This window comes from Myceligenerans cantabricum (assembly GCF_054777735.1).
Genome location: NZ_BAAHAJ010000011.1, coordinates 114,845 through 137,142, shown reverse-complemented (window position 1 = coordinate 137,142; position 22,298 = coordinate 114,845). Strand labels below are relative to the sequence as shown.

Sequence of the window (22,298 nt, the reverse complement as noted above, 5' to 3'; positions counted from 1 at the left end):
GGCAACACGGCCGGAACGCCTGCTGCGTGGCCGTTCACAGCTCCACGCCCTCATCGTCGGTGACGTCGGGCCCATCGGCGAGCGGCCCGTCGGGTGGCTCGGCGGTGGGGTCTACTGTCGGCGTGGTCTGGGGCTCTGGGTGTGCGTCGTGGCGGGCCAGGTCAGGGGGGTTGCCGTCGGGTACCTGGCGGGTGTCGAGCCGGTCTAGGATCGTCACGGCGGCCGAGCGCACGCGGGTGGCGGTGTTCTGGATCGTCTCGACTGGGCTGCTGCCGCGAACCGAGGACGCCCAGCCTGCGACGTAGGGCACGGTCGAGTCCGCCAGGTCCAGGCCGTGAGCGGCCGAGACCATGTACGCCACCGAGTCGGCCTCGACCTCCCGGATGCCGCGGTGCGGGGAACGGCCCTCCTGCCCGGGCTCGACCGTGGTGCCGTCGTCGGGCGCGGTGTCGCGGCCCGGGGCATGCAGCATGGCGTGCGCGAGCTCATGCGCCAGGACGGCTGTGCGTGCGCCGTCGTCGAGGTCGGCGCGGACCTCGACGAGGTGTTCGGAGTAGGTCGTGCGCCCGTAGGCTCCCTCGAGTGCGGCGGCGTTCGGCACCAGGCGTAGGTCGTAGCCGAGGTCGGCGACCTGGGCGGCGAGGCCGTCCCAGAGTCCCGGCGGTGCCTGGCCGGCAGGCAGCTCGATTTGTGGTCGTTCGGGAATCGGGGCGCCGTCGGTCTGGCTGATGTCCCACACATAGGCCGGCCGCACGCCCACCATCCGGGAGCGCACCACCTCTCCCGGATCCGGCTTCTCCCCGCGGGCCAGGCGGCGCCAGGAGCCCGGGTCGTCCTCACGTCCCGCCATGCGGGCGGTCACGGGCGCGATGATCTGGTAGCCCGGCTGTCCCTTCATGACACGCCGGCCCAGGGCCTTCCACCGCTGAAACCCGGCGACGTAGGTCGGGTCGGGGTCGGGGACCAGACCCTGCTCGTGGGCGGCGGCATGCTGGACCCAGATCAGCAGCGTGTTGCCGAACGAGCGGGCCCGGAACCGGGCGGCGAACCTTAAGGCGCGTTGCCAGTCCTGGCCGGTGACGAGACTCTCCACGGCTCCGGTGAGCTTGCGCTGCAGAGCCTCCAGCTTCGCGTCCCGGTCAGCCTTCTTCTGCTCCAAAGAGCGGGTGTCCTTACGCATCACGGCCTCCCAGCAGGTCTCTGCCCGGAAGGTGCGCGTGCAGTGCCAGACGCCGACGGCGGGACGCTGTTACAGGTCCACGGCGTCGTCGTCCTCGGGAAGATCAGGAGAGAAGTCGACGTCGGGCGTGTTCGGCCGCGGGCCTGCGTCGTCGACGGGAGCGGTCGGGGCGCTGGGCTCGTCGACCGGGTGCTCCGGGCCGAGCGGTTCCCACCTTGATGGCCGGACGGTCAGGTCCAACATGCGTGCGTGTTTGACGATCTGGGACAGCACCCGGTCGAGCTTCGGTACCACCCGCTCGTCGGGGTACGCGATGACCTTCAAGTCCTGGATGCCGTCCGGCCTGGCTTCGAAGTACTGGGTGCCGACGACATGCTGAGGGTGGGCTGCGAAGTACTCGTTCACGAACCCGGCGTCGTCCCCGGCAAGCACCGGCTCGATATCCGTGAACGGCTGCCCCCGATAGTGGGAGCGGGCCTCGCGGCGGCGCAGGACCAGCAGGTCTATCGGTGCGGCACGGTCCAGATCGTTGCGCAGCAGCGTTTCAGGCAGGCGGACGGCCCCGACCAGGTCGGCCCGTGCCCGCGTCTCCAGCCGGGCACGGTCGTCGGGATCGTCGAGCACTTCGTGCGAGGCCACCGCCGTCAGGATTCCGCCGCGCTTGGTCTGGTCCAGGCCGCGTAGCAGAGCTTTGTTCTGCAGCGTGAGGAGCGTCTGGGCGCTGTGCGGGTCGTGCAGCCGCAGATCGGCGTACGGCAGGTTCAGCACGACCACGTCGAACCGTCCCGGGGCCTGTCGCTGCGGCCAGCGGTGAACGGGCACCTGCTCGGCCGGCTGCGCCGGGATCGCGGCGGTGTACTCACCCGCCTGGATGCTGTGCCGACCAGACACTTGCGGGCCAGTGAAGACCCCCGCCTCGTTCCCCGAGGCCAACAGCCGCCCGCCGGCCACACCGAGATCCCGCAGCATCGGCCACACCTTCCCGGCCAGGAGCCGGTGCCCGGCGCGGGCTGGCGTCCCATCATGCTCGCGCAGTGCGTGCAGATCGCTGCGGACTGGATGCTCGGACATGGGTACCTCCCGGCGTCGTGGTCTGCCCGGGAGGTGCGGTCCAGCTGCCGTGAAGGCGCGAGGATCCGGACATCGGCGCGACGACAGAACCTGAACGCGCTCGGTCTCGTCAGTGCGGGGGAGCGGACTTGCCGGGCTTGGGTTATGGACTTTCGACGCTGTCCTGTTCGAGATCTGGATCCTCGTCGGTACTCACCGACTGCGTCGTCGACGCTCCCGCATCGATCGCGGCGGTCGACGGCTCCGAGTCGGGCGACGTGCAACGACGGATCAGGCCGGCGTGCCCGAGCGCGTGGTTGTAGGACAGGAGATAGTCACCGCGCTGATGCTCACGGTCCATGCTGCCCGAGGGTGGGGAGTCGTAGACGTGCCCGAGCATGCGCGCCGCGTCCTCGGTCTCGTCGCCGAAGTCCCACTGGGCCAGATGATCGATGCCTGCATCCACACCATCCCGGTCGATGATCGCGAGAGTCTCGTCGGCATCTCCGTCCTGCTGGAAGACCACCGAGAACCATCGAACCGGGGCTGCCGCGTCATCCGGCTTCGGACCGGTCACGTCGTCGTTGCTCTCGATCGCCGCCCTGAAGCCGGCCTCCGGGTCGACCTCGTCGGGAAGGTCGAGCTCTGCGCCCAGCATCGAGATCTCGTCCGAGTTGAGATAGGCCGCCTCGTTGAGCCAGTCCGGGAACATGCGCACGTTGTCCGAGTACACGCCGGGACGGCTTGTCGTCGCCCAGTAGGCGTCGGCGGCGGCTGCGAGGAACGAGCACAGGGATCGCATCGTGTCGATGAGGTCGATCTCCGCCCCGACGCCCGAGCGCAGATCGTTGGCTTCGTATACGCGATCGGGCTGGTCCGCGTCGAAGATCCTCAGCCCGTACCGTCGGCGGAAGCCACCGGCCTCGTTGATGTCCTCACCGTCGTACCAGATTGTCAGGGCTAGGGTGCCCGCGCGCTGGCGGAAACTGAGCGCTTCGTTGGTGTCCATGCGTGCAAGGTGCGCGGGACCCGCTCGGGTCGGGGAAGGGTGCTGCGGAGACGGGCGACCTTTGGTGACTTGTCCGTTGACAACTCGCAGCAGCGTGGCTGGTTGTCGTAGGACAATGAACTGGGTACTGTGAAAGTACGACGGGCCGCTTGCGGAACGTTGTCAGCCTGAGGCCCCGCGTTGCGGGGCCTCAGTTCTTATGGAAGCCAGATGTTGCTATGAGTGCAGGTCTCCGCGATGACTGTCCAGAGCATCCGCTGAGCCTTCTTGGCTTTCGGGTGCACGGGCGTCGGGTCGCTGTGGCGTCGGAAGATGTAGGCGCCGAGGTCTGCCACCTGGATTCCATCGACTCGGCGGGAGTCCGAGAAGGTGAACGGCGCTGAGATCTGTTCGAGTCTGCTGGTCCGGTACCCGCCGGTGCCGATCCGTTGGTACTCCTCGAACTCGCGCAGGTGCGCTTGCTTGGAAGCGATGTCGTCGGCGACGACGATGCATTGCTCGCCAGGGGTAGTCGCCTTGGCGTAGTCGTTGATCCGTTCGAGTAGGTGTCCCAGGACTACGCTATGTGGAGGGTTCGGGTAGCGGTACCGAGCCTTCTGGCGGGCTACGTTCATGCCGCGGAGGATGTAGGTGACGTTGGCGTCCCGGGCCACCTCCAGCGCGGACTTGTAAAGCTGCGTGGCCTCGCGGTGGCGACCGCGCAACGGCTTCCAGTCGGCCCTGCCGTTCATGATGCAATGCGCGTGGAACTCGGCATCGAGCGGCGTCCCGTGCAGGTCGTTGTTGAGCTGGCGCAGCTTCTCGAACCCGTCTTCGACCGTCTCCCAGACGCGTTGTTCAGCGACCGCAGCCCCGATGCAGTAGAGGTCCCCCTCGTAGGACTCGTCCACGTGCGCGATCAGCATGGGTCCAGGGTACGGGCGGTCCACGACAAGCAGCCGGGTTATCCACAACTAGCCCACCGTTATCCACAGAATAGAAGTTCGGAGGCCCGCAGGGTCGGTCCGAGGCAGACGAACACTCGCATGCCCCAGATCCCCGATCATGAATTGCTGAGCTCACGGGAAACTCAAAGCATACGCTGGCGGCTATCGAAGAGTTCGGCTTCGATGGGTGCCATCTGGTGCTGGACAACGAAGGCTCGGTTGCGGATGTGCCACAGGCCCTGGCCGACGCCGAGTCCGGGCAGCAGCGCGCGTTCGGTGCCCGTCAACCCCAGGGCAGTGGCCGTCGGGCTGAGCTGGTCGGTCTCTTGCCGGTAGATGATGCGGGTTTCGGCGTTCGCGAGGAGTGAGGTGGCGAGGGCGCGGTTGGCGGATCCGGCGTCGCCGACGTTGTCCAGGTCGGTGACCTTGTGGAAGATCAGCATGTTCGCGATGCCGTAGTGACGCGCGAGCCGCCAGTGGGCGTCCATGCGGCGCAGGAGCGCGGGCTGTGCCATGAGGCGCCAGGCTTCGTCGTGCACGACCCAGCGTTGCCCGCCGTCGGGGTCGGCCAGGGCAGCTTCCATCCAGGCCGAGCAGCAGGTCATCAGCACACTCATGGCGGTGGCATTCTCGGCCACGCGCGACAGGTCAAGGCTCAGCATTGGCGCGGACGCGTCGAACGCGACGGTCGAGTGCGCGTCGAACATCCCCGCCAGGTCCCCGTGCACGAGGCGCCGCAGCGCGTGGCCGACGTGTCGGCCGTCCTCGGTGAGGCGCGCGCCAACGCCGCTGTCGGCGGCAGGGTCGGGTTCGAGGAGCCGGTCGACGACTGCGGGCAGTACCGGCGTCCCGCCGGCCGTGTTGGTGGCGGTGGTGAGGGCGGTGTCGATGCACGTGTGCTCGACAGCGGACAGGTGTCGCTCCAGCATCGTCTCGGCCAGCGCACCGAGCAGGCTGCGTCGCCGGGCAGTGACCTGCGCGGCCCATTCGGCGTCGGTGACGGTGGCGGGCCGGTGGCCTTCGTCCAGCGGGTTGAGGCGGGCGGGCATCCCCGGGCCGAGCGCGATCACCGTGCCGCCGACGGCGCGCGCCACGGCGGTGTGCTCGCCCTTGGGGTCACACGGGATGTACACGCGCCGCCCGAACGGCAGCGACCGGACATACAGCGACTTGGCCAGCGCGGACTTCCCGGCCCCCACGATCCCAGCGACCACGACGTTGGGCGCGGTGATCAGACCCCGTTGGTAGAGCACCCACGGGTCGTACACGAACGAGGACCCGGAGTACAGGTCACGCCCGATGAACAGCCCATCCGTGCCGAGGCCGCCTTCGGCGAGGAAGGGGTAGGCGCCCTGCCAGACGGCCGAGGTGTCCTGATGCTTGGGCAGACGGAACCGGATCGAGGTCCGCAACGTGGCAGGACCCCGCTCACCTGAGCGCGGCAGGTAGCGGGCTGGCGAACTGGTGGTTTCACCGGAGTCTGGTCGGCCGTGCGCGAGCGAGTCCGTGCCCTCGCGGGCATGGAGGGCCGCATCATGGGCTGCCCGGCGGCGCTGGCGTCGTGCCCGCCAGCCGTCGTCGGGCCTGGTCACGAACGGTGCGGTGTGGATGCGCGGTCTCATCGCGGGCACACCTCTCCCACGGCCCTCACGGTTCGACCCGGTCCTCAGGTGGTGCCTCGCGTCCGGCCGCATCATCGTCCGGGTTGGGCGGACCGGGCAGGGTGTTGGGGCGGTCGGTGTCGACGGTCTGCGGCGGGTGCCAGGCGATCGTGCCCGAGTGGGTCTGCGACTTGTCCAGGTGCGACTGCACGCGGGTCAGCAGTCCGGCAGCCTGGCGGATCTCACGGGCGGCGTTGGTCGCGTGCCGGCGTCCCACCTCGTGGTCGCCGGAATGGGTGAACGCGGCTCCGGCATGGTGGCGGTGTGCGGTGGCGGCTTGGTACAGCACCTGCTGTAGCAGGCGGGCAGTCCCGTTGAGGGTGCCCAGCAGCCAGTACAGCTCGGCCGGATCGTCGACCGTGACCGTCTGGTGCGCGGTGGCGCGCATCGCCTGGTAGGACTCCTCGGCGTCGTCGGCGATGCTGTTGAACCGTGGCATGACGGCCTCCCCTCAGAGCTCGATGAAGTCGTCCGGCGTGACCTCGGCCGGGGTGTCCAGGACATCCGGCGGCGACGCGGCGGTCTGTTGCGCGGAGTGCTCGACCGCCATCACGCGCGCTTCCAGGAACACTTGGGAGTTGTTCAGATGGTCCGCGGTCTGCCGCAGCCAAACCTCGGTGTCCTCGGGATAGCGCACGCTCGTCGGCCGGCCGAGACGGACCTCCTGGCTGCCCTCCCACTGGTAGGCGTCGGCGGTCTGCCGCAGCACGTCGCGCAGGCTGCGCACCGTGCCGGCGAGCGTGCCGACCAGGAGCTCCATGTCGTTCGGGTCGGTCATCTCCCGCGTGAGACGAGCCAGAGCCTGCATCGCCTCATTCGCGGCGACGGCATGCGTCGCGATGCTGTCGTCGGTCGGCATGGGGTCCTCCTCAGAACGCGAGATGTTCGGGCTTCAGGTGTGCCATGGCCACCGGCTCGTTCATCAACGTCCGAGCAACGCTGCTGCAACACTGACCGCGGCAAGCCCGACTCCGACCCACATGCCGACCTCGTTCCGTGTGGCGCGTCGGCGTTCCGCATTGGCATCTTCAATTTCTGCGCGCTGGAGCCATCGGGCCGTAGCTACCTCACCCTTGGTGTGTTGGAGGTGCTCGCCGAGCAGGCGGGCGATTGCCCGAAGATGCTCGTTTGACGCGGCAAGGCGCTTGGACACGTTGAGCAAGGCATCGTGCTCCATGTCTGGCTCGCCGCTCTGTCCAGCCGGATCGTCGGTAGTGTCCCGTGTCGTCACATTTCAACTCTGTCGACTGGTCTCCCAGCTGGGAAGGAGTTCGCTGTTCACAGTCGTTCACACTTCGGGAGGGTGTGGTGGCTGGCGGCGCGAGCACCTCGGCCGGTGCAGGTGTCGGCGAGTAGCGAGCACGACGGATCAGGTAGACGCGGTTTCAGGTATGCACGCTGCTGCTCAGCGAGACCGGCCCAGGGGGAGCGCGGCGGTGAATGCCTGGGCCTGTTGTCCCCATAGGCGTCTGACGTCGCAGGATGCTTGGATCGCGGCTTGTTCGACGGCGGCGACGGAGCGTTCGAGTTCGTCGGGGTCGTGGGCGGTGATGCTGATCAGGCTGGTGACGCGTAGGAGTCCGTGGCCTGCGGCGAGGTCGGCTTCTTGTGTGAGGACGTCGTCGAGTTCGGCGGCGTCGGCGGCGTCGGTGAGTTGGCCGAGTCGGGCGCGTTGGGCGCGGTCGGCCAGGTGTCCGGTGCGTCGTCGGCGCAGGTCGCGGGCGGCGGCGTCGGCCCGGACGGGTTCGTAGGTCAGGGAGACGGTGCGTCGGATGCCGGAGGTCAGCAGGAGTGGTGCGAGGAATCCTGGATGGACCCCGGCTTGGGGCCATTGGGCGATCCACAGGACGCAGTGCCAGGCGCCGTCCGAGCGGAGCATTCCCCAGGACTCTGCCACGGCGATGGGTCCGGCCGTGGCGAGGTCGCGGCCGACGTCGGGGTGGCGGTCCAGCGCGGGGGCCATGGATGGGTCGTAGGCGGTGCGCAGCGTGATCGCCAGCTCGTCGGGCCCGAGCGGCGGCGACGGTGTGAGGTCCGCGGCTCGCAGGGCGGTGGTCAGGGTGTCGGTCTCGGCTCGCAGCACGACCGCGGCTCCCGTCACGCCCCCGCCGGCGGCGCGCACGGTGCGTGCTGCGGCGCGTATGTCGAGTGTGAGGGCGAGGGTGGTGGCGTGCTGCTCCCCGGCAGGGCCGGCACGGGCGATCAGGTCCTTGTAGGCGTTGGCGGCCCAGGAGCCGTCATCGTTGCCGTGGGTGTGCCACCAGTCGGCCAGAGAGGAGCCCGATCCGGGCAGGGTGCGTTCGACGACCTGGATCCGGGCCAGGTGTCCCGACCGGCACACCGTGGCCAGCACCCGTCCCCATCCAGCGACGCGGCGTTGCTGGTCGGCCGGGTCTTGGAGGGCGAACGCGGGATGGGTCACCTCGAGCAAGGTCGTCACGGTGGCGGCATGCGGATCGTGGACCAGCACCGCACCGGTGACCGGGTCGACGTACTGGCGCAGCGCGGCGGCGTCTCCTGGCAGCGCGAGCGTCCCGGCGGGGCGCGGCCGGGTCGTGCGCGCGCGGAACTCCAGCTGCCCGGTCAGGATCCGCCACGTCCAGGAAGCAAGGACCGGCAGCCAGTCGATGAGAGGCCGTCCGCCGACGGGCACCACGGCGACGGTGACTGCGACGGCGGCGACCGGCAGAGCAAGTTCCAGGCCGCCACCCCGGTACAGGGCAGCCAGGACCGGAATCGCGCCGACCCCGATCGTGATGAGCTGGGCTGCCGTGAACCCGAGGATCACGCCGCGCCGCGACAGCCGGGAGAACTTCACCGGCGCCAGCTGTCCCACGGCGCCATGGGCCGAGTCCGTCATGACCGCTCACCTCCGCTTCGGCTCATCGAGGATGCCCGGCACAGCTGCGGCAGGCTGACTGCCGCCCGCCGAAGCCGGGGCCGACCGGCCACGCCGCCCCGCGCCCGACGACGCCCCCCTCCCGGGATCGGTGTCTCCTGCTGCATCGCTCGTCTGGCCGGCCTGGGCGCCGGCCGCTCGGCCCGCCTTCGGCCCAGCTGTGGCCGCAGCTTTCCCGGCGGCGACGGCGATCAGAGGAACCGCGGCCGGTGCGACCGCAGCCGCCGCGCCCGAACCGCCTGCCGCGCCGGCCGCCCCCGATGCACCGGCGGCCTTGGCCCCACCGACCGGCGCCGCAGCACCAGCCGTAGAGGACGGCGTCGGGCTCGAAGCCAGCCCAGGTTGCGCCGCACCTGGCGTTCGGGCTGCTGCCGATGCTGGGGCCGGGCTCGCCGGCCGATCGATGCCTGCGCGCGGGCTGCCGTCCTTACTACCGTCGCCGTCGAGGACGCCGGAGGCCGTTCCGTGCTTCCACCCGCCGGGCAGCATGGGCACCGGCCGGTTGAGGGCGTCCTTGGCCTCGTGCTCGACCGACATGGCGTGGTACATGTCGAAGCCCACGAAGCTGACCAGCTTGTACGTCATGTAGGGGGCGAAGCCCGCGATCAGCATGAGTACGATCCCGGCGGCGGGATCGGCGATCGGGCGTAGGTCGGTGTCGATGGGGGCGGCGACCTGGGCGGTGGCGACCAGGAACACCACGACGAGCACGAGCTTGGACAGGATCAGCGCGACGACGAACGAGAGCCACTTGCCCACCCACCCGCGGGTGACGTCCCACGACGCGCCGGCCAGGGCGAGCGGGGCGAGCACGATCGTGACCAGCAGCAGCGCCTTGCGCACCAACAGGCTCATCCACACGATGAACGCCGACCCGATCGCCAGACCGGCCAAGAACAGCTGGATCAGCGCCCCCGCGCCTGGGGCGAGGGATGCGCCGGTGACCGAGCCGACCATGACGGTGAGGCGGGCGCCCATCTGCTCCATCGTGGTGCCGGCCGCGCGCACGATCCCGATGCACAGCTGGTCGGTGATCTCCAGCAGCAGCGCGGTCAGCGTGATCACCAGGAAGCTCCCGAGTACGGACTTGGCCAGCCCCAGCGCAGCCCTCGCCAGCGCGCCCGGCTCGCGGCGCAGCATCCCGGTGATGACCTGGAGCAGGAAGAAGACCAGCATCACCAGGACCGCGATGCCGAACACGAGGTTGTACACGCGCGTGTAGTGGCCCGAGGTGACGTCCACGAACGTGGTGGAGTCCAGCAGCACCCACATCACCTGCACCACGAGCTCGGCACCGCCACCTACTAGGTCGGCCAGCCACTGCATAGGCCCCCAGGTGTCCGCGTCTGCCTCGGAGCCGAGGCAGACGCCGGACACGATCGGCAGGTCGCACGGACTCATCAGTGTAGGAAGTCCACCGAGTTGTCCCTTCTGTTGCGTTGTTGTCACCCAGTAGCTGGCCGGTAGGCCGCTGATGGCCCAGTTCTGGAAGGTCTGCTGGCGTGGAGCGTGCATCGAAGTTGTCACTTTCCTCGGCCATGAGCGGTTCTCTTCATGTCGTCGGGCGGATCGGCGTGATCCCGAGGTGCTCTTGTGCTTGGTGGCACAGGTCCTGACCGAGAGGTGTGAGGGTCGCGCCTCGACGGTTCTCGTTTCGTTGCAGGAGTCGTCCTCCGCTGGCGCGTTCGAGGAGGGTCAGCTGATGGAGCAGGTTCGGCCCGGTGCAGCTGAGGACCTGGGCGGCTTGGTTGATGCTGGGCTGGTGGGCCAGCGTCACGAAGCGCTCGAGGCGGAGCAGGGCGCCTGTCCCGCGGAGCGCGTCGCGCAGCGGCTGGGGCAACTGTGAGGGGTGTCGGCCGCCTGTGGCGTGCCGGTTGATGTTGCTGCCGCCGGCGGGATCCGCTGCTCATGCCGTTTTCGGACCAGGACGACTGCGCCTCTCCTTCCACTCAGGACGCAGGTCTCCGCCGCCCCCTGCGAGCCTTCTTCGCTCGTACCACGCCGTCTACAACGAGTTCGCCACCCCACACGCCCCAAGGCTCGCGGCGTTCCAGGGCCCCCTGCAGGCAGGGGTGCAGCAGGGGGCAGTCTTGGCACCGGCGCTTCGCCTCCTCAATGGCCGAGGGGTGTTCGGAAAACCAGAGATCAGGATCTGCCGCGCAAGGGATCGCTTCGTCACTCAGGGGCGCGCCCTGGGTTAAATAGAGCACCTCGCCATCGCGAACAAGGTCGTGCTCTCGAGTTGGAACGAGACGTAGGTATGCTGAAACGCTGGCCGTCGGGTCGGGGACTACTGCATTGGCATCAATGTCCCAGACGCTCTTCGCATCAGTCGGGCGGCGATTGGATCCAATCGCATATTCATCGGATACTGCTTGAGGTCTTGCCTCGCCGACGTCCTCCGCCGCTCCCGCCGAGTCGGGATGGTCACCGACATCCCGATCGAGCCCGCGAAGAAACTCGGCGACCTCCTCGTTGACCTTCGCTAACCGGGCCTTCTCGCCAGGTATCGCGATTGGCCCCCACCCCGTTGCCCTCAATCCGTCACGCATCGGTAAACCTCCCGGGAATCAAGCGCTGAGCATTGCCAGACCCGCAAGGCCAGAGGCAACAACGGCCATCATCACCTGGGCGAGGCTGAGCCCCAGCACCAGGCGAACGATCCACTCATTGAATTGTACGGATCTGTAGAGACGAACCAGCAGCTCGGTCGACGTCAGCTCACCATCCCAGTCGAGCAACGTCGCCTCAGCCAGGACGCCTGGCACATCTGGTTCGTGGAGCCGATCCGCGAAGAATGACGCGATGAGGAGCGCCACCGACACCGCAAGCACCGCCAGGGACGCGACGGTCATCTCAGTAGCGCCGAGCTTCTGCAACGCAGCGGTGACGAACGTGGATCCCGCGCCACCCGCGAAGACCACCACTACCTTTGCACCGTCAACACGCCAGCGCTGACGCTCAAGTGATCGCTCGAGTGCTTGCTCGACTCCCGACTGCACCGTTGACTGCACAGGCGGATTCTCCTGCGTAGATGCCCGGCTCGTCCATGAATCACGGTGAGCCTTTCCGGGGACGGGTGTGTCGTCGGCGACACGCCGAACCGCCAGGCCTGTGGCAAGGCAGTACGGAGCTCCGATGGAATCGGTCGCTCCACAGATCGACGAGACCGGAGTCCCGCGTGCCGGCCCGAGCCGTCTCTGAAGCTGACCGTGCTGCCAGCACTCATGGCCAGCCCTCCCCGTCTAGGACCCCACCAGCACGGCGGAAACCATCAACATGTCCAAACGGGGAAAATCACCCAGTGCGACGCGCCGAAAGTGACGAGTAGGAGCGCTCGAGGGACAACTCGATGACAAGTGTCCCGCTCCAGGTGACATCTTCGATGGATCCCTACAATCAGGCACCTGCCGCGATCGTCTGACCGAGATCCCACCCGAAATTGACCAGCGCCACTGCCGCCCCACACAGAAGGGCTGCCGCCGCGGCGATCAGGATGCCGGACTTTCCGCGCGAGGCCAGGTGCGGGTTGGAGGAGTTGGACCCGAAGGCCCACACGATCGCCGAGACGATCAGCGCCAGGACGGCCAGGATCAGCCCGATGGTCATAATGGCACCGACGATCTCTTCGAGCTGGGTGATACCAGGCAGCCCATCCGTGTTGGGATCGATGTCGATCTGACCGGCCGCAGACCGTGTCGCGAGGTTCGTGTTCATACCCGGCAGGTGCGCTACACCTGCCGCCGTGAAGAGCAGCAGATGAGCGCCACGGGAATCAGAACGGTGGATCGATCTCGGCGTCGTCGTGAGCCTCGTCGGCGTGCCCATACTGCGGGTAGGCCCAGGGTTCGTCGCTGACGCTGCCGGGCGACTGGTACGGGTCGGCGCCGGGCGGGTGATAGGCCCGGCAGGCCGGCTGAGTGGTCACTGCTGCGCGCTCGGCGGATTGGCGTTCAGGGCCCAGCGCACCGCGCTCGGCCAGGACTGCGCGGACCCGAGCCACTTCCCGCTCCGCGACTCGTCGTTCCTCAGCGGACGGCACCCTATCCCGGATCGAACCGTCCCCTTCGACGTCGACGTACTGTCGGTACTTGCCCTGCCGGTGCAGTACCTGGCGGATCAGTTCGGGTTCGTGCGTGTCCAGGACGTGGCGCAGGTCTCCTGCGGCATCGGCGACCAGCCCAGCACCGAACGGCATGAGGAGATCTGGTGCCTGGGGGCGCCTTGCATCCGCCCACGCGCGCTGTTCGCGGCGCTGGAACTCGACGTCGAGCCTGGCGGCGATCTGCGCCCGCTGGGCGTTCGCCCGCATGTCGTGGCCGTCCACGCCGAGCGTGAGGGCGTCTTCGGGCGCTGCGTTCAGGATCGTCTCGTAGTCCGGGCCGACGCGGGGGTCGGGCTGCGGGGCCTGGGGCTGACTGTGCATGGGAGCCTCCAACGCGTGCGGCTGCTGTCGCGACGTAGGTGCACCGAGGGAGACCGACGGCGGATCACGGTTAGCGCCGCGACAGGCGGTGTCAGAGCCGGGAGCCGAGGTCGATCAGCCAGCCGGTCCAGGCCAGCGCCCCACCGGTCAGGACCGCACCGCCCAGGGCCACGAGCACGCCGGCCCGGGCCCGGGTCGTGCTCTGCCAGTCTCCGGCCGCGGCACCCAGCGCCCATCCGGCGGCGCACGCCACCAGCATCACCACCGAGGTCAGCAGCCCGTACGTCAGCAGCGCGCCAACCACCTCGCTGAACTCGGTGCCGCCCACCGCGCGAAAGTCTGGCGCAACATCGCTCGCCAAGAGCCCGGCTGCACGATCGTCGACGACGGCGATCATGGCCGCGCTCCTGCCCAGCACGCCCGGCCGGGCAGGGCGTCAACGACGGCGGCTGTAGGTTCTCGTCGCACTTGTCGGTCGACAGGCCGGGGGACGTGAGTCTCGAAGGGTTTTCTCAACGTCTTGTCGGCCATCTCGTCTCACCGATCTGTCGCTTCCCTCGGACTTCGCGCTTTGGCTGGCCTGGTTGTAGTGGGCCTGCTGCGTCGTGCCTTAGGTGTGCGGCGGCGTCCGTGACGCCGACTTTCCGTGTCGAGCCCGGCCGCCGTCGGCCGTGATACCGAAGCGTTCTCGACTCAAGCGCGATGCCGCTGGTGCTTATGATCGCCAGTTACCGGGTATTATCGTTCCATGACGATCATCGAGACGGAAGTGCGTGCGGCGAGCACGGTGGACATCGAGCCGGCGGTCGCGTTGTTCCGATCATTGGGCGATCCCGCGCGGCTGGCGATCATGCGCCGGCTCGCCTCGGGTGAGGCGCGGGTCGCGGAGCTGACGGCAGACCTGGGTCTGGCGCAGTCGACGGTGTCCGCCCACGTGGCGTGCTTGAAGGACTGTGGGCTGGTGACCGGGCGGATGGACGGGAGGCGGGTGTTCTACTCCCTGGCGCGCCCGGAGTTGCTGGACCTGCTCGCAGCGGCCGAGACGCTGCTCGCGGCCACCGGCAGCGTGGTGGCGCTGTGCCCGACGTACGGCGTGGACGCGCAGGGCTCGGCATGCTGAGCACGATCGCGGCCGCGGCCGGGTTGTTCGTCGCGACCAACATCGACGACATCGTGGTCCTCACGGTCCTGTTCGCCGCCTCGGCCCGATCGTCACGGCTGCGTGGCTGGCAGATCGTGGCCGGGCAGTATCTCGGCCTGATCGCCCTGATCGCGGTCAGCTTCCTGGCCGCCCTGGGGTTGACGATCGTGCCGGACGAGTGGGTCGGGCTGCTCGGCTTGATCCCGCTGGCGATCGGTGTCCTGGCCCTGGTGCGCACGCTGCGTGGGCAGGACGACGACGATGAGGCCGAGTCCGCGCTCAAGGCGGTCGGGCTGCTCGGGGTCGCCGGGATCACGATCGCCAACGGCGGGGACAACATCGCGATCTACACCCCGGTGTTCCGCACCATGTCCACCACCGACGCACTGGTCACGATCGTGGTCTTCCTCGTCCTGCTCGCCGGGTGGTGCCTGCTCGCCAAGACGATCGGCACCCACGAGAAGGTCACCGAGGCACTAGAAAAGGTCGAGCACTGGCTCGTGCCCGTAGTGTTCATCGGCCTCGGCGTGTACATCCTGCTCGAGTCCGGAACCTTGTCCCACATCTCCTCGCTGTTGTAACCCGCAGCGTCGGTACCGACCACGATCGCGTCGTGATCGGCACCGGACAGGCTGGACGCGCACACGCACTACTGCCCGATCCCCGCGGAGCGCCATCAACGGCGCCGCGCGGTACGTCGGTGGCATCTCCACGGCCAGGACGAAGGCAGTGATCGCCAGAGCCGTGACCATTCCCGGATCGCTGCGGCGACGATCGCGATGAACACGGGCAGCTCCATGCTCATCCGCCGGGCCCGTAGGTTCCCCCACGCTTCGACCAGGATCGGCCATCAGCCCACGACCAGCCCGACCAGCCCGACCAGCGCGAGGACCGGGACCGTCGGCCACGGCCAGGTCAAGACCGAACGCGACGGCCACCGCGCGCGCGGCGACGAACAGCGTGCGGACCAGGTCTGCGCGATCGATACGAGACCAGAGGCACTGCGCGTGCCGCTGCTCTTCGACGGCGACCATCCACGCCGTCGGGACCCGGCGCGGGTGGGCTGGCGCGGCTACTACATGGTGGCCCGGATACCGTGGGTCCGGTGGGAACAGTGCGAGCGATGCAGTTCACGGCCGTCGTTCGGATCGATGCGCGCGGGCGCACCCATGTGCCTCTTCCGTTCGAGCCAGACACGGCCTGGGGTGCCAAGCCACGTCATCACGTCACCGGGACCTTGAACGGGCTCGGGCTGCGGGGCGTGCTCGACCAGACCACGGACAGGTCGGTGCTCGTCCTGGGGCCCGCGTGGTGCCGGGACGCGCGGCTGACTACTGGCGACGAGGTGCAGGTGGTCCTTGTCCCCGAGGGGCCGCAACGCACCGACCTACCCGCGGACTTCGCCGCGGCCCTGGACGCTGCCCCCGACGCCGGTGCCTTCTTCGACTCGCTCGCCCAGTTCTACCGCAAGGCCTACCTGCGCTGGATCGAGGCCACCAAGCGCCGCCCCGACCAACGCCCGGTGCGGATCGCCGAGGTCGTTCGCCTGCTCCAGGACGGCCAGAAGGAACGACCGAAAGAATGAGCCCGCAGGTATCGGCACCTCGCGGCCACCCATCTGCCGACAGGTTCCGTGGAGAAGCTTCCTGAACGGTGGCGGGGTGCTGCTGGAGGTCGCTACCGGCTTCGCGCATGTGCGGCACGCACAACAGCAGGCCGATGGGTCGGCCTGCTGTCGAAGCGCGGCGGAGCCGGCGCTGATCAGGGTCGGTTTGTCGCAGGTGCGATCCAGCCCAGCTCGTCCATCGCGCGCCGGCCGACCTCGAACTCCTCGGCGACAGGGACGATCTGGCCGTCGGGGTGCGCGGTCAGCCAGTCTGCGGCTGACTGTGGTGAGCTGAAGAAGTGGCCCAGGTCGCACAGGTCCCGGATGTTTGCCACGGCCTGGGTCAGGTGCACCTTCGACACGACCGCCTCGGGCGGATCCACGTCGAGCACCCCGTCGGGGCTGAGCTCGATGCGGATGGGCTGCCCGGTGGCCGGGCACCTGGATTCGATGGTGCCGGCGCGGCCGAGGATGACGGGGAAGTTGACCACGTCGGTGGCGCAGAACCCGTACACCGTCCGGTCCTCGAACGTGAACGCGTGCGGTGTGCGCTGCAGTGTCAGCCCGAAGCCCGCGACCCGGCCGTCCTCGGCCCAGTCGGTCCCCGGCTGACTCTCGAGCTCGGCCTGAACCTTCTCGACAGGCCACCCGCCGTCGCCGGCCAGCCGCGCCACGGACACCGGCTCACCGGTCTCGGCCAGCAGCCGCCACAGGCGGACGAACATGTCCGTCATCCCCAGATTCGCGTTCACGACCCCGGTCAGCTTCTGCACGCCTGCCTGGATCTGCTCGTCGCTCACTTCGATCACCCTCCTGGACTGTGTCAGCTGTCGTGCTGTTCCCGTCGTGCTGTTCCTGTGACCGCGACGCTACGGTCTGCCCCCGGGGTGAGGGTCAAGCACGTCACGCACAGTCCGGGCACGACCGGGGACCACGCGCCCAGGAGGCCTCGGCCTGCCCGGTCAGCTCGGCCTGGTGGTCGCTCTCGTAGGCGTCGATCCGCGCCAGCGTCTGCTGCAGGTCACTGATCCGGCCATCGATGCGTGACCGGGACTCGTGCAGACGCCGCGCCAGCAGCGTCCCGGCACCCTGGCCCCGATGCGGCGGGTGGGTCAGGGTGTGGGTGAGGTCGCGAATCTCGGCGATGGTCAGGCCGAGCCCGCGCAGCAGGCCGATCAGCTCGACGCACCACAGGGCCTGGTCGTCGAAGAGCCGGTACCCGGTCGCGGAGCGCCCGACGGAGTAGATCAGTCCCCAGTCGGTGTACTGGCGCAGGTTCTTGACCGACACGCCGGTGCGGCTCGAGAGCTCACCGACGGTCATGTGGTCCTGGAGCACGCTGCTCGTCATCGCCGTCCTCCCTGTGTCCTTCCCGTTCTGTCCTACCCGTGCAGTCGTACCTGCCTTGTCCTACGTGTACTCGGCCGCATCTGCGTGGCCGGCGTCGAGGCGTTGTCAGAGCATGGAGCCGAGGTCGGACCCGACCGTGGGGTAGGCGGCCGTGGTCGACTTGAGCTGACGGGTGGTCAGGCCGAGCTTCATCGCCAGCCCGAGGGTGTTGATCAGCTCTCCGTACCCGGGCCCGAGCAGGTGCGCGCCCACGATCTGGTCGGTGGTCCGGTCGACGAGGATCTTGCTGGCCGCGGTGGTCTCCCCGGTCCGGTAGTTGGAGTACCAGCCGCTGGTGTCGGTGTAGCGGACCTCGAGGTCCAGACCGGCCTGCCGGGCCTCGTGTTCGAGCAGGCCGACCCGGACCAGCTCGGGAATCGTGAACACCGCGGTCGGGATCCCGGTGTAATCGGGCACCGTCATGGCGTCCTTCAGCAGGTTGGACGCGGCGACCTTGCCCTCGATGACCGCGACCGGGGTCAGCCGCATCCCCGGGGTGTCCGCCGAGTCTCCCGCGGCGTAGACGGCGGGGTTGGTGGTGCTCTGCAGGTGACCGGCCACCGTGATGCCACGCTCGCCCCAAGCGACGCCGGCAGCGTCCAGGGCAAGCCGGGACAGCTCGGGGATCCGTCCCGCGCCGTGCACCACCAGGTCGTACTCGACCGTCTCGGCGTTGCCTGCCCGGTCGAGGGTGACCTGGTAACCGACCGGGGTCTTGTCGATCCGCGTGATGGTCGTCGAGCGCCGCACCTGGACACCCGCAGTGGCGCCGCGGGCGACGAGGAGCTCGACCAGGTCGGGATCGAACCCCTTCAACGGCCGCGGACCACGATCGATGATCACCGGGCTGGCCCCGGCGCGCGCGGCGATGTGCGCGAACTCGAAGGAGACGAACCCGCCGCCGACGAACAGGATCCGCCGCGGGAGCACCGCCAGCTCCATGAAGCCGGTGCTGTCGACCAGATGCTCGTGGCCCGGGAAGTCGAGCGGCCGGGGGCGCGCTCCGGTGGCGACCAGGAAGTGGGTCGCGTCGTATGGCATGCCGTCGACCTCGACCCGGTTCCGGCCGGTGAACGTGGTCGGGCCGTGCAGCGTGGTCACGCCGTTGCGCGCCAGACCGTCCTCGGCCTTTCGGGGGGCCGGGTCGGTGAACCCGTGCTTGTGCCCCACGAGGTCACCCCAGTTGATCGACAGGCCGGCGGTGTCGATGCCCTTGCCGCGCATCAGAGCGGCGGCGTCGATGATCTCGGCGCCACGCCGCAGGATCTTCTTCGGGTCGCAGCCCCGCAACGCGCACGTGCCGCCGTAGGGCAGCACGTCGACGATCGCCACCCGCCAACCCTGCGACGCGCACTTGTGCGCCGCGGCGATCCCGGCCATCCCGGCACCGATCACGATCAGGTCATACCTCGTGGTCACGGCTTCTCCTTGCTCCGACAACCCCGGGTCCGGGCGGCGCACCGGCGACACCGTCGAGGTCGGCGGTGGCGGGATCTCAGGGACGCTCGAGTGCCGCCCGGAGCTGGTTGATGGTGGGGGCACCGGCCGGGCCGTCCGGCGTCTGGTAGATGCGGCACGCCAGCCCGACACCGGCATCCGGGTCCGCGAAAGGATCGGCGCCGTCGACCAGGATGCTCGGCGACCCGCGGAAACCGACCCGCTCGGCTTGGTCGAACGTCTCGACCAGCTGACGAGTCACCGTGACATCCGGCCGTTCCGCAGCGATGACCTCGAGATGTTCCTGGGCGACCTTCCAGTTCGGGCACCCGTCGAAGTACTGCAGCACGATCTCCATACCAAGGACCGTAAACCTTGCACCGCACTACAAGGTCAAGGGCGTAGATTGAACAGATGCTGATCGGAGAACTCGCCGACACCGTGGGCCTGCCCGCCCAGACCATCCGGTTCTACGAACGCCAGGGCCTGCTACCCCAGCCGCGCCGCCAGGCCAACGGCTACCGCGCCTACGACGACACGGCCCTCGCCCGTGTCCGGTTCATCCGCACCGCCCAGGCCGCCGGCCTGACCCTGGTCGAGATCAGCAGCATCGTCGACCTCCGAGACAACGGCGACCGGCCCTGCACCCACGTCACCAGCGTGCTGCACACCAAGCTTGATGCCGTCCACGCCCGACAGGCCGAGCTCGCCCTCCTAGAACAGGAACTGGAACAGCTCATCGAACGCAGCCACGACCTCGACCCCGCAGACTGCACCGACACCGACATCTGCCACATCCTCACCCGCCAGCGCTGAACCCGGCCCAGGGCACTGCCCGGCCGCCGCCTCCCCACCCGCCCTTGCGCCGGGGACTGTGGCCGCCGCCCGTGTGACTGCTTCCGTGGCGTGGATCGTCTTGAGGGTGGCTGTGGACGACCAACGCGTCAGCGATCGTGCTGCTGGCTGCGCCGATTCAGGGGTTCACGGTGCTGGTGCGCGCCAGGCGGCGCGTGTGTGTCGAGGAGCGCGCGGACTTCGAGTCGCAGGAGCTGTTCCAGGACGCGTTGTCCGAGCGGGGTGGTGGTCTGCGGCTTGTAGCGGTGCCCGGGGACGAGCAGCGGGGCGCCAAGGTCGGCTTCGAGCCTGCGGATCTGCCGGTTGAGGTTCTGGTGGTGGTGTCCGAGGGTGGCGGCGGCGCGTTTGATGCTGTGGTGATCGACGACTTCTTCGAAGCGGCGCAGTCGTTGCCAGCCGGCGCGGTTGCCCTCCACCGCGCGGCGGATCTCGGTGGGCAGGGTGGGGTAGAGCCGGTCGCTGTAGGTGCCAGGGCGCAGGGGTGGGATACCGAGGTCTCTTCGGAGCTTGGCGATGGTCGCCTGGTTGACCCTGAGCTCGGTAGCGATGTCGGTGTTGGTGCGGCGCAGTGTTCCGGCTTGTTCGTGGAGCCAGTCGGGGTCGATGCCGTCATCGCGGGCCGCGTCGTGGTTCGTGATCCGGTCACTGATTCGTCGGAAGGCGAGCTGCACGCCTGCGCGCTTGGCGTACTGGTTGATCATGGTGCGGGAGAACCCGGTCTCGGCCGCGAGGGTCGCGATGCCCTTGGCTGCCTGGCCGTGCTCGCGATGGAAGAACTCGGCGGTCAGGAGCTGTTCGGCCCGGGCACGTTTCTTGGTCGGACGATGCGGGCCCTCACGCCGGTGCTCCAGCGCGGGCAGGTGCAGTCGGCCGATCGCGTAGCGGACGTGTTCTGTGCTGACCCCGAGCAGGTCGGCGGCAGCGCTGGGGCTGACGCCGCCGCCGATGATCAGATTCCGCAGTGACGCGGTGTCGATGTCGTCGGGCTCTCGGCCGGGCAGTGCCAGTCCGGCAGCGCAGCTGGCGGGCGGGCTCCAGGTCACTGGTTCGTCGATACCGGCGGCGGTGAGCAGCTTGGCTGCGTGGTCGTGCAGCGCGGCGCGTAGCGCGGTGGGGATCTGCAGTCCGAACGCCTGGTAGCCGACGCGATCGTCCGCCTTGGTCAGGGCGAGGTGGTGTCGAGGGTCGCCCAGGTCGGCACCGGTCAGTAGCGCGAACAGGTGGCGTCGGGCTTGCAGCAGTCGCGGACCTCGTCCGGGCGGGTACCGGCCGGCGACACAGAGGGCTTCCCACTCGCTGTCGGCGAGGTCGACGGTGGCGAATACCTCGCGCCGCCGGCGGTAGTCGATCGGCGCGAGGTGGTCGTCCAGATGCTCGGCGATGTTGCAGATCGCGGTCAGGACATCGGCGTGCTCTCGGGCCAGCGTGCTCAGGAAGTTGCTCATGTGGGGGCGCCACGTGGTGAGCTCGGTGGCGGCGTGGGTGTTGCGTTCCGGGTTCCCCGGGATGAGTAGGGCGCCCGCGATCGTGACCGCTACCTCGTCAGCGTTCGCCCCGTGGGTCGGGTGGAATCGGACGAGCCAGTCCGGCCAGAGACGCTGCGGGAGATGTCGAGCCCGATCGGCGGCGGCGTCCGGATTCTGGTCCGGTGGGCGCGGGGAGACGGTGCGTGTGCGGTAGCGAAGCCGTTCCGAGACACCCAGGTCCTGGTCGATTCCGTGGAGCACCTTGCGCTGCAGCGGCGGCGACAGGGTGGTCAGCCGCTTCACCGACAGGATGCTCACGCCGCCCTTCGTGGGCACCTGCCCGACCCGATGCTTGTAGTGGACGTCCCGGATCAGCGGTGCCAACGTCGCCGGGCGCCCGTTCGAGGGGTCGAAGGCGATGATGTCGATGGCGCGCCACGCCATCGCCGCGGCCACCAAACAGGCGGCGGGGTTGTGTCGCTTCAGGGCGTTGTTGTGTTCGCGGTGCGAACTGACGGCGGCGAGGGTCGCCGGCCCCAGGTGCTCCAGCTCGTTCAGCGTGACGCGTTGCGGAAGCCAGCCGGTGATGGCGTCCAGGTCCCGCAGGTCGGTGACCGCGGCCGGGTCCATGCGGTCCAGGCGCTGGTTGATCCAGGCCTGTGCCTCCAGCCGTGGGTCGTCGTCGGGCAGGGGCGCTGGCCAGTCGGTAGACAACAGGTCGGCGTCGCAGGGCCGGCCGTGGCGGGTGGCGCCCAGGGCGCACCGGGTCGAGCCTGCCAGCCCGGACCGGTCCGAGACCCGGGAGTGCGGGGTGCGGTGGCAGACAGGGCAGACCGCGACCAGCAGACAACGATGGGTCAGGCAGGCGAAAGTGTGCGGCAGCTGCCAGCGCAGCGGCCACCACCCGCCGTTCTGCGCCAGGCATCTGGGGCAGTACCGGGACCCGGGGATCGGCGACCAGCCCAGGGGGTCGAACTGGTCCAGCACCGCCCTATCGAGCGTCCCGGCGACCAGGCCGGTCTGTGTCTCGATGCGGCGCAGCGTCGCAGACGGGATGCCCCTGGTGAGGGCGTAGTTGCGCCAGATCCGTAGCCAGTCGTCCAGCCCGAGCGGGGGCGCCAGCCGCCGCAGCGGGACACGGTTGCGGTGCGCCAGGCGCAGCAGCCAAGAGTCCAGCGCTTCACCTGGGGCGAGCCGGACCCGCAACGGCAGGGTTCGCGGCCATCCCGGCACCGGTGCCAGCGGCATCACCT

At 69.0% G+C, this 22,298-nt stretch carries 25 protein-coding genes; 4 read left to right on the top strand and 21 right to left on the bottom strand.

The features are described from left to right. Positions 1-34: 34 nt before the first annotated feature. The 16 genes from ACYU96_RS15230 to ACYU96_RS15155 form a co-directional block, all read right to left on the bottom strand. The gene (locus ACYU96_RS15230) at positions 35-1,180 is read right to left on the bottom strand and encodes an ArdC-like ssDNA-binding domain-containing protein (RefSeq protein ID WP_460755205.1); all 1,146 of its coding nucleotides are present in this window, start codon (positions 1,178-1,180) and stop codon (positions 35-37) included. 69 nt (positions 1,181-1,249) lie between these two features. Further along, positions 1,250-2,251 carry a hypothetical protein gene (locus tag ACYU96_RS15225; RefSeq protein WP_460755202.1) on the bottom strand — a complete coding sequence of 334 codons (1,002 nt, stop codon included), beginning with the start codon at positions 2,249-2,251 and terminating at the stop codon, positions 1,250-1,252. Positions 2,252-2,393: 142 nt separating this feature from the next. Next, positions 2,394-3,239: a hypothetical protein gene (locus ACYU96_RS15220; protein ID WP_460755199.1), complete on the bottom strand. Its 846-nt coding sequence runs from the start codon at positions 3,237-3,239 to the stop codon at positions 2,394-2,396. Between the two features lie 197 nt (positions 3,240-3,436). Next, positions 3,437-4,144: a DUF3800 domain-containing protein gene (locus ACYU96_RS15215; protein ID WP_460755197.1), complete on the bottom strand. Its 708-nt coding sequence runs from the start codon at positions 4,142-4,144 to the stop codon at positions 3,437-3,439. 164 nt (positions 4,145-4,308) lie between these two features. Next, the gene (locus ACYU96_RS15210) at positions 4,309-5,787 is read right to left on the bottom strand and encodes an ATP-binding protein (protein ID WP_460755194.1); all 1,479 of its coding nucleotides are present in this window, start codon (positions 5,785-5,787) and stop codon (positions 4,309-4,311) included. 25 nt (positions 5,788-5,812) lie between these two features. Further along, entirely contained in the window at positions 5,813-6,265 is a 453-nt protein-coding gene (locus ACYU96_RS15205; RefSeq protein WP_460755191.1) for a hypothetical protein, read from the bottom strand. A 12-nt stretch (positions 6,266-6,277) separates the two neighbouring features. Further along, on the bottom strand, positions 6,278-6,685 hold the full coding sequence (locus tag ACYU96_RS15200) for a hypothetical protein (RefSeq protein WP_460755188.1): 408 nt from the start codon (positions 6,683-6,685) through the stop codon (positions 6,278-6,280). 63 nt (positions 6,686-6,748) lie between these two features. Continuing rightward, positions 6,749-7,003: a hypothetical protein gene (locus ACYU96_RS15195; protein WP_460755185.1), complete on the bottom strand. Its 255-nt coding sequence runs from the start codon at positions 7,001-7,003 to the stop codon at positions 6,749-6,751. A gap of 228 nt (positions 7,004-7,231) precedes the next feature. After that, a complete protein-coding gene (locus ACYU96_RS15190; protein ID WP_460755182.1) occupies positions 7,232-8,686 on the bottom strand; it encodes an SCO6880 family protein in 1,455 nt (484 codons plus the stop codon). 6 nt (positions 8,687-8,692) lie between these two features. Continuing rightward, the gene (locus ACYU96_RS15185; protein WP_460755179.1) at positions 8,693-10,126 is read right to left on the bottom strand and encodes a conjugal transfer protein TrbL; all 1,434 of its coding nucleotides are present in this window, start codon (positions 10,124-10,126) and stop codon (positions 8,693-8,695) included. 151 nt (positions 10,127-10,277) lie between these two features. After that, entirely contained in the window at positions 10,278-10,502 is a 225-nt protein-coding gene (locus tag ACYU96_RS15180; protein ID WP_460755177.1) for a LysR family transcriptional regulator, read from the bottom strand. A gap of 172 nt (positions 10,503-10,674) precedes the next feature. After that, positions 10,675-11,277: a WhiB family transcriptional regulator gene (locus ACYU96_RS15175; protein WP_460755174.1), complete on the bottom strand. Its 603-nt coding sequence runs from the start codon at positions 11,275-11,277 to the stop codon at positions 10,675-10,677. 18 nt (positions 11,278-11,295) lie between these two features. Continuing rightward, complete coding sequence (locus tag ACYU96_RS15170; RefSeq protein WP_460755172.1) at positions 11,296-11,739, bottom strand: hypothetical protein; 444 nt, start codon at positions 11,737-11,739, stop codon at positions 11,296-11,298. 385 nt (positions 11,740-12,124) lie between these two features. Next, on the bottom strand, positions 12,125-12,442 hold the full coding sequence (locus tag ACYU96_RS15165; RefSeq protein WP_460755169.1) for a DUF6112 family protein: 318 nt from the start codon (positions 12,440-12,442) through the stop codon (positions 12,125-12,127). 58 nt (positions 12,443-12,500) lie between these two features. Further along, positions 12,501-13,151 (bottom strand): hypothetical protein, encoded by a 651-nt coding sequence (locus tag ACYU96_RS15160; protein ID WP_460755165.1) that lies wholly within the window; start codon positions 13,149-13,151, stop codon positions 12,501-12,503. 91 nt (positions 13,152-13,242) lie between these two features. Then, on the bottom strand, positions 13,243-13,548 hold the full coding sequence (locus ACYU96_RS15155) for a DUF6112 family protein (RefSeq protein WP_460755162.1): 306 nt from the start codon (positions 13,546-13,548) through the stop codon (positions 13,243-13,245). A 351-nt stretch (positions 13,549-13,899) separates the two neighbouring features. Between ACYU96_RS15155 and ACYU96_RS15150 the strand changes: the two genes are divergently transcribed. From ACYU96_RS15150 to ACYU96_RS15140, 3 genes are all read left to right on the top strand, one after another. Beyond that, positions 13,900-14,271 (top strand): ArsR/SmtB family transcription factor, encoded by a 372-nt coding sequence (locus ACYU96_RS15150; protein WP_460755159.1) that lies wholly within the window; start codon positions 13,900-13,902, stop codon positions 14,269-14,271. Further along, complete coding sequence (locus tag ACYU96_RS15145; RefSeq protein ID WP_460755156.1) at positions 14,265-14,873, top strand: cadmium resistance transporter; 609 nt, start codon at positions 14,265-14,267, stop codon at positions 14,871-14,873. Before ACYU96_RS15150 ends, ACYU96_RS15145 begins: the two co-directional genes overlap by 7 nt. A 524-nt stretch (positions 14,874-15,397) precedes the next feature. Beyond that, positions 15,398-15,877 carry a YdeI/OmpD-associated family protein gene (locus ACYU96_RS15140; protein WP_460755154.1) on the top strand — a complete coding sequence of 160 codons (480 nt, stop codon included), beginning with the start codon at positions 15,398-15,400 and terminating at the stop codon, positions 15,875-15,877. A gap of 176 nt (positions 15,878-16,053) precedes the next feature. Here the strand turns inward: ACYU96_RS15140 and merB are convergent, their stop codons facing one another. The 4 genes from merB to ACYU96_RS15120 all read right to left on the bottom strand — a co-directional run bounded on the left by merB (position 16,054) and on the right by ACYU96_RS15120 (position 19,082). Then, positions 16,054-16,707, bottom strand: coding sequence for an organomercurial lyase MerB (gene merB / locus ACYU96_RS15135; protein WP_460755151.1), 654 nt, complete (start codon positions 16,705-16,707; stop codon positions 16,054-16,056). Between the two features lie 94 nt (positions 16,708-16,801). Then, positions 16,802-17,248 (bottom strand): MerR family transcriptional regulator, encoded by a 447-nt coding sequence (locus ACYU96_RS15130; protein WP_460755148.1) that lies wholly within the window; start codon positions 17,246-17,248, stop codon positions 16,802-16,804. A gap of 105 nt (positions 17,249-17,353) precedes the next feature. After that, positions 17,354-18,706 carry a dihydrolipoyl dehydrogenase family protein gene (locus ACYU96_RS15125; protein WP_460755145.1) on the bottom strand — a complete coding sequence of 451 codons (1,353 nt, stop codon included), beginning with the start codon at positions 18,704-18,706 and terminating at the stop codon, positions 17,354-17,356. A gap of 76 nt (positions 18,707-18,782) precedes the next feature. Further along, positions 18,783-19,082 carry a thioredoxin family protein gene (locus ACYU96_RS15120; RefSeq protein WP_460755142.1) on the bottom strand — a complete coding sequence of 100 codons (300 nt, stop codon included), beginning with the start codon at positions 19,080-19,082 and terminating at the stop codon, positions 18,783-18,785. Between the two features lie 56 nt (positions 19,083-19,138). On the opposite strand from ACYU96_RS15120, the gene ACYU96_RS15115 reads away from it, so the two are divergent. Then, complete coding sequence (locus ACYU96_RS15115; protein ID WP_460755139.1) at positions 19,139-19,540, top strand: heavy metal-responsive transcriptional regulator; 402 nt, start codon at positions 19,139-19,141, stop codon at positions 19,538-19,540. A 128-nt stretch (positions 19,541-19,668) separates the two neighbouring features. On the opposite strand, the gene ACYU96_RS15110 is transcribed toward ACYU96_RS15115, so the two are convergent. Then, positions 19,669-22,293, bottom strand: coding sequence for a TniQ family protein (locus ACYU96_RS15110; RefSeq protein ID WP_460755137.1), 2,625 nt, complete (start codon positions 22,291-22,293; stop codon positions 19,669-19,671). Positions 22,294-22,298: the final 5 nt, after the last annotated feature.

What these genes read in the sequence shown, in the direction of transcription:
- ACYU96_RS15230 (WP_460755205.1), bottom strand. Translation starts at nt 1,180, where the DNA reads ATGCGTAAGGACACCCGCTCTTTGGAGCAGAAGAAGGCTGACCGGGAC.
- ACYU96_RS15205 (WP_460755191.1), bottom strand. Translation starts at nt 6,265, where the DNA reads ATGCCACGGTTCAACAGCATCGCCGACGACGCCGAGGAGTCCTACCAG.
- ACYU96_RS15110 (WP_460755137.1), bottom strand. Translation starts at nt 22,293, where the DNA reads ATGCCGCTGGCACCGGTGCCGGGATGGCCGCGAACCCTGCCGTTGCGG.
- ACYU96_RS15225 (WP_460755202.1), bottom strand. Translation starts at nt 2,251, where the DNA reads ATGTCCGAGCATCCAGTCCGCAGCGATCTGCACGCACTGCGCGAGCAT.
- ACYU96_RS15190 (WP_460755182.1), bottom strand. Translation starts at nt 8,686, where the DNA reads ATGACGGACTCGGCCCATGGCGCCGTGGGACAGCTGGCGCCGGTGAAG.
- ACYU96_RS15185 (WP_460755179.1), bottom strand. Translation starts at nt 10,126, where the DNA reads ATGAGTCCGTGCGACCTGCCGATCGTGTCCGGCGTCTGCCTCGGCTCC.
- ACYU96_RS15120 (WP_460755142.1), bottom strand. Translation starts at nt 19,082, where the DNA reads ATGGAGATCGTGCTGCAGTACTTCGACGGGTGCCCGAACTGGAAGGTC.
- ACYU96_RS15155 (WP_460755162.1), bottom strand. Translation starts at nt 13,548, where the DNA reads ATGATCGCCGTCGTCGACGATCGTGCAGCCGGGCTCTTGGCGAGCGAT.
- ACYU96_RS15195 (WP_460755185.1), bottom strand. Translation starts at nt 7,003, where the DNA reads ATGGAGCACGATGCCTTGCTCAACGTGTCCAAGCGCCTTGCCGCGTCA.
- ACYU96_RS15220 (WP_460755199.1), bottom strand. Translation starts at nt 3,239, where the DNA reads ATGGACACCAACGAAGCGCTCAGTTTCCGCCAGCGCGCGGGCACCCTA.
- ACYU96_RS15210 (WP_460755194.1), bottom strand. Translation starts at nt 5,787, where the DNA reads ATGAGACCGCGCATCCACACCGCACCGTTCGTGACCAGGCCCGACGAC.
- ACYU96_RS15175 (WP_460755174.1), bottom strand. Translation starts at nt 11,277, where the DNA reads ATGCGTGACGGATTGAGGGCAACGGGGTGGGGGCCAATCGCGATACCT.
- ACYU96_RS15130 (WP_460755148.1), bottom strand. Translation starts at nt 17,248, where the DNA reads ATGACGAGCAGCGTGCTCCAGGACCACATGACCGTCGGTGAGCTCTCG.
- ACYU96_RS15150 (WP_460755159.1), top strand. Translation starts at nt 13,900, where the DNA reads ATGACGATCATCGAGACGGAAGTGCGTGCGGCGAGCACGGTGGACATC.
- ACYU96_RS15160 (WP_460755165.1), bottom strand. Translation starts at nt 13,151, where the DNA reads ATGCACAGTCAGCCCCAGGCCCCGCAGCCCGACCCCCGCGTCGGCCCG.
- ACYU96_RS15200 (WP_460755188.1), bottom strand. Translation starts at nt 6,685, where the DNA reads ATGCCGACCGACGACAGCATCGCGACGCATGCCGTCGCCGCGAATGAG.
- ACYU96_RS15165 (WP_460755169.1), bottom strand. Translation starts at nt 12,442, where the DNA reads ATGAACACGAACCTCGCGACACGGTCTGCGGCCGGTCAGATCGACATC.
- ACYU96_RS15115 (WP_460755139.1), top strand. Translation starts at nt 19,139, where the DNA reads ATGCTGATCGGAGAACTCGCCGACACCGTGGGCCTGCCCGCCCAGACC.
- ACYU96_RS15215 (WP_460755197.1), bottom strand. Translation starts at nt 4,144, where the DNA reads ATGCTGATCGCGCACGTGGACGAGTCCTACGAGGGGGACCTCTACTGC.
- ACYU96_RS15145 (WP_460755156.1), top strand. Translation starts at nt 14,265, where the DNA reads ATGCTGAGCACGATCGCGGCCGCGGCCGGGTTGTTCGTCGCGACCAAC.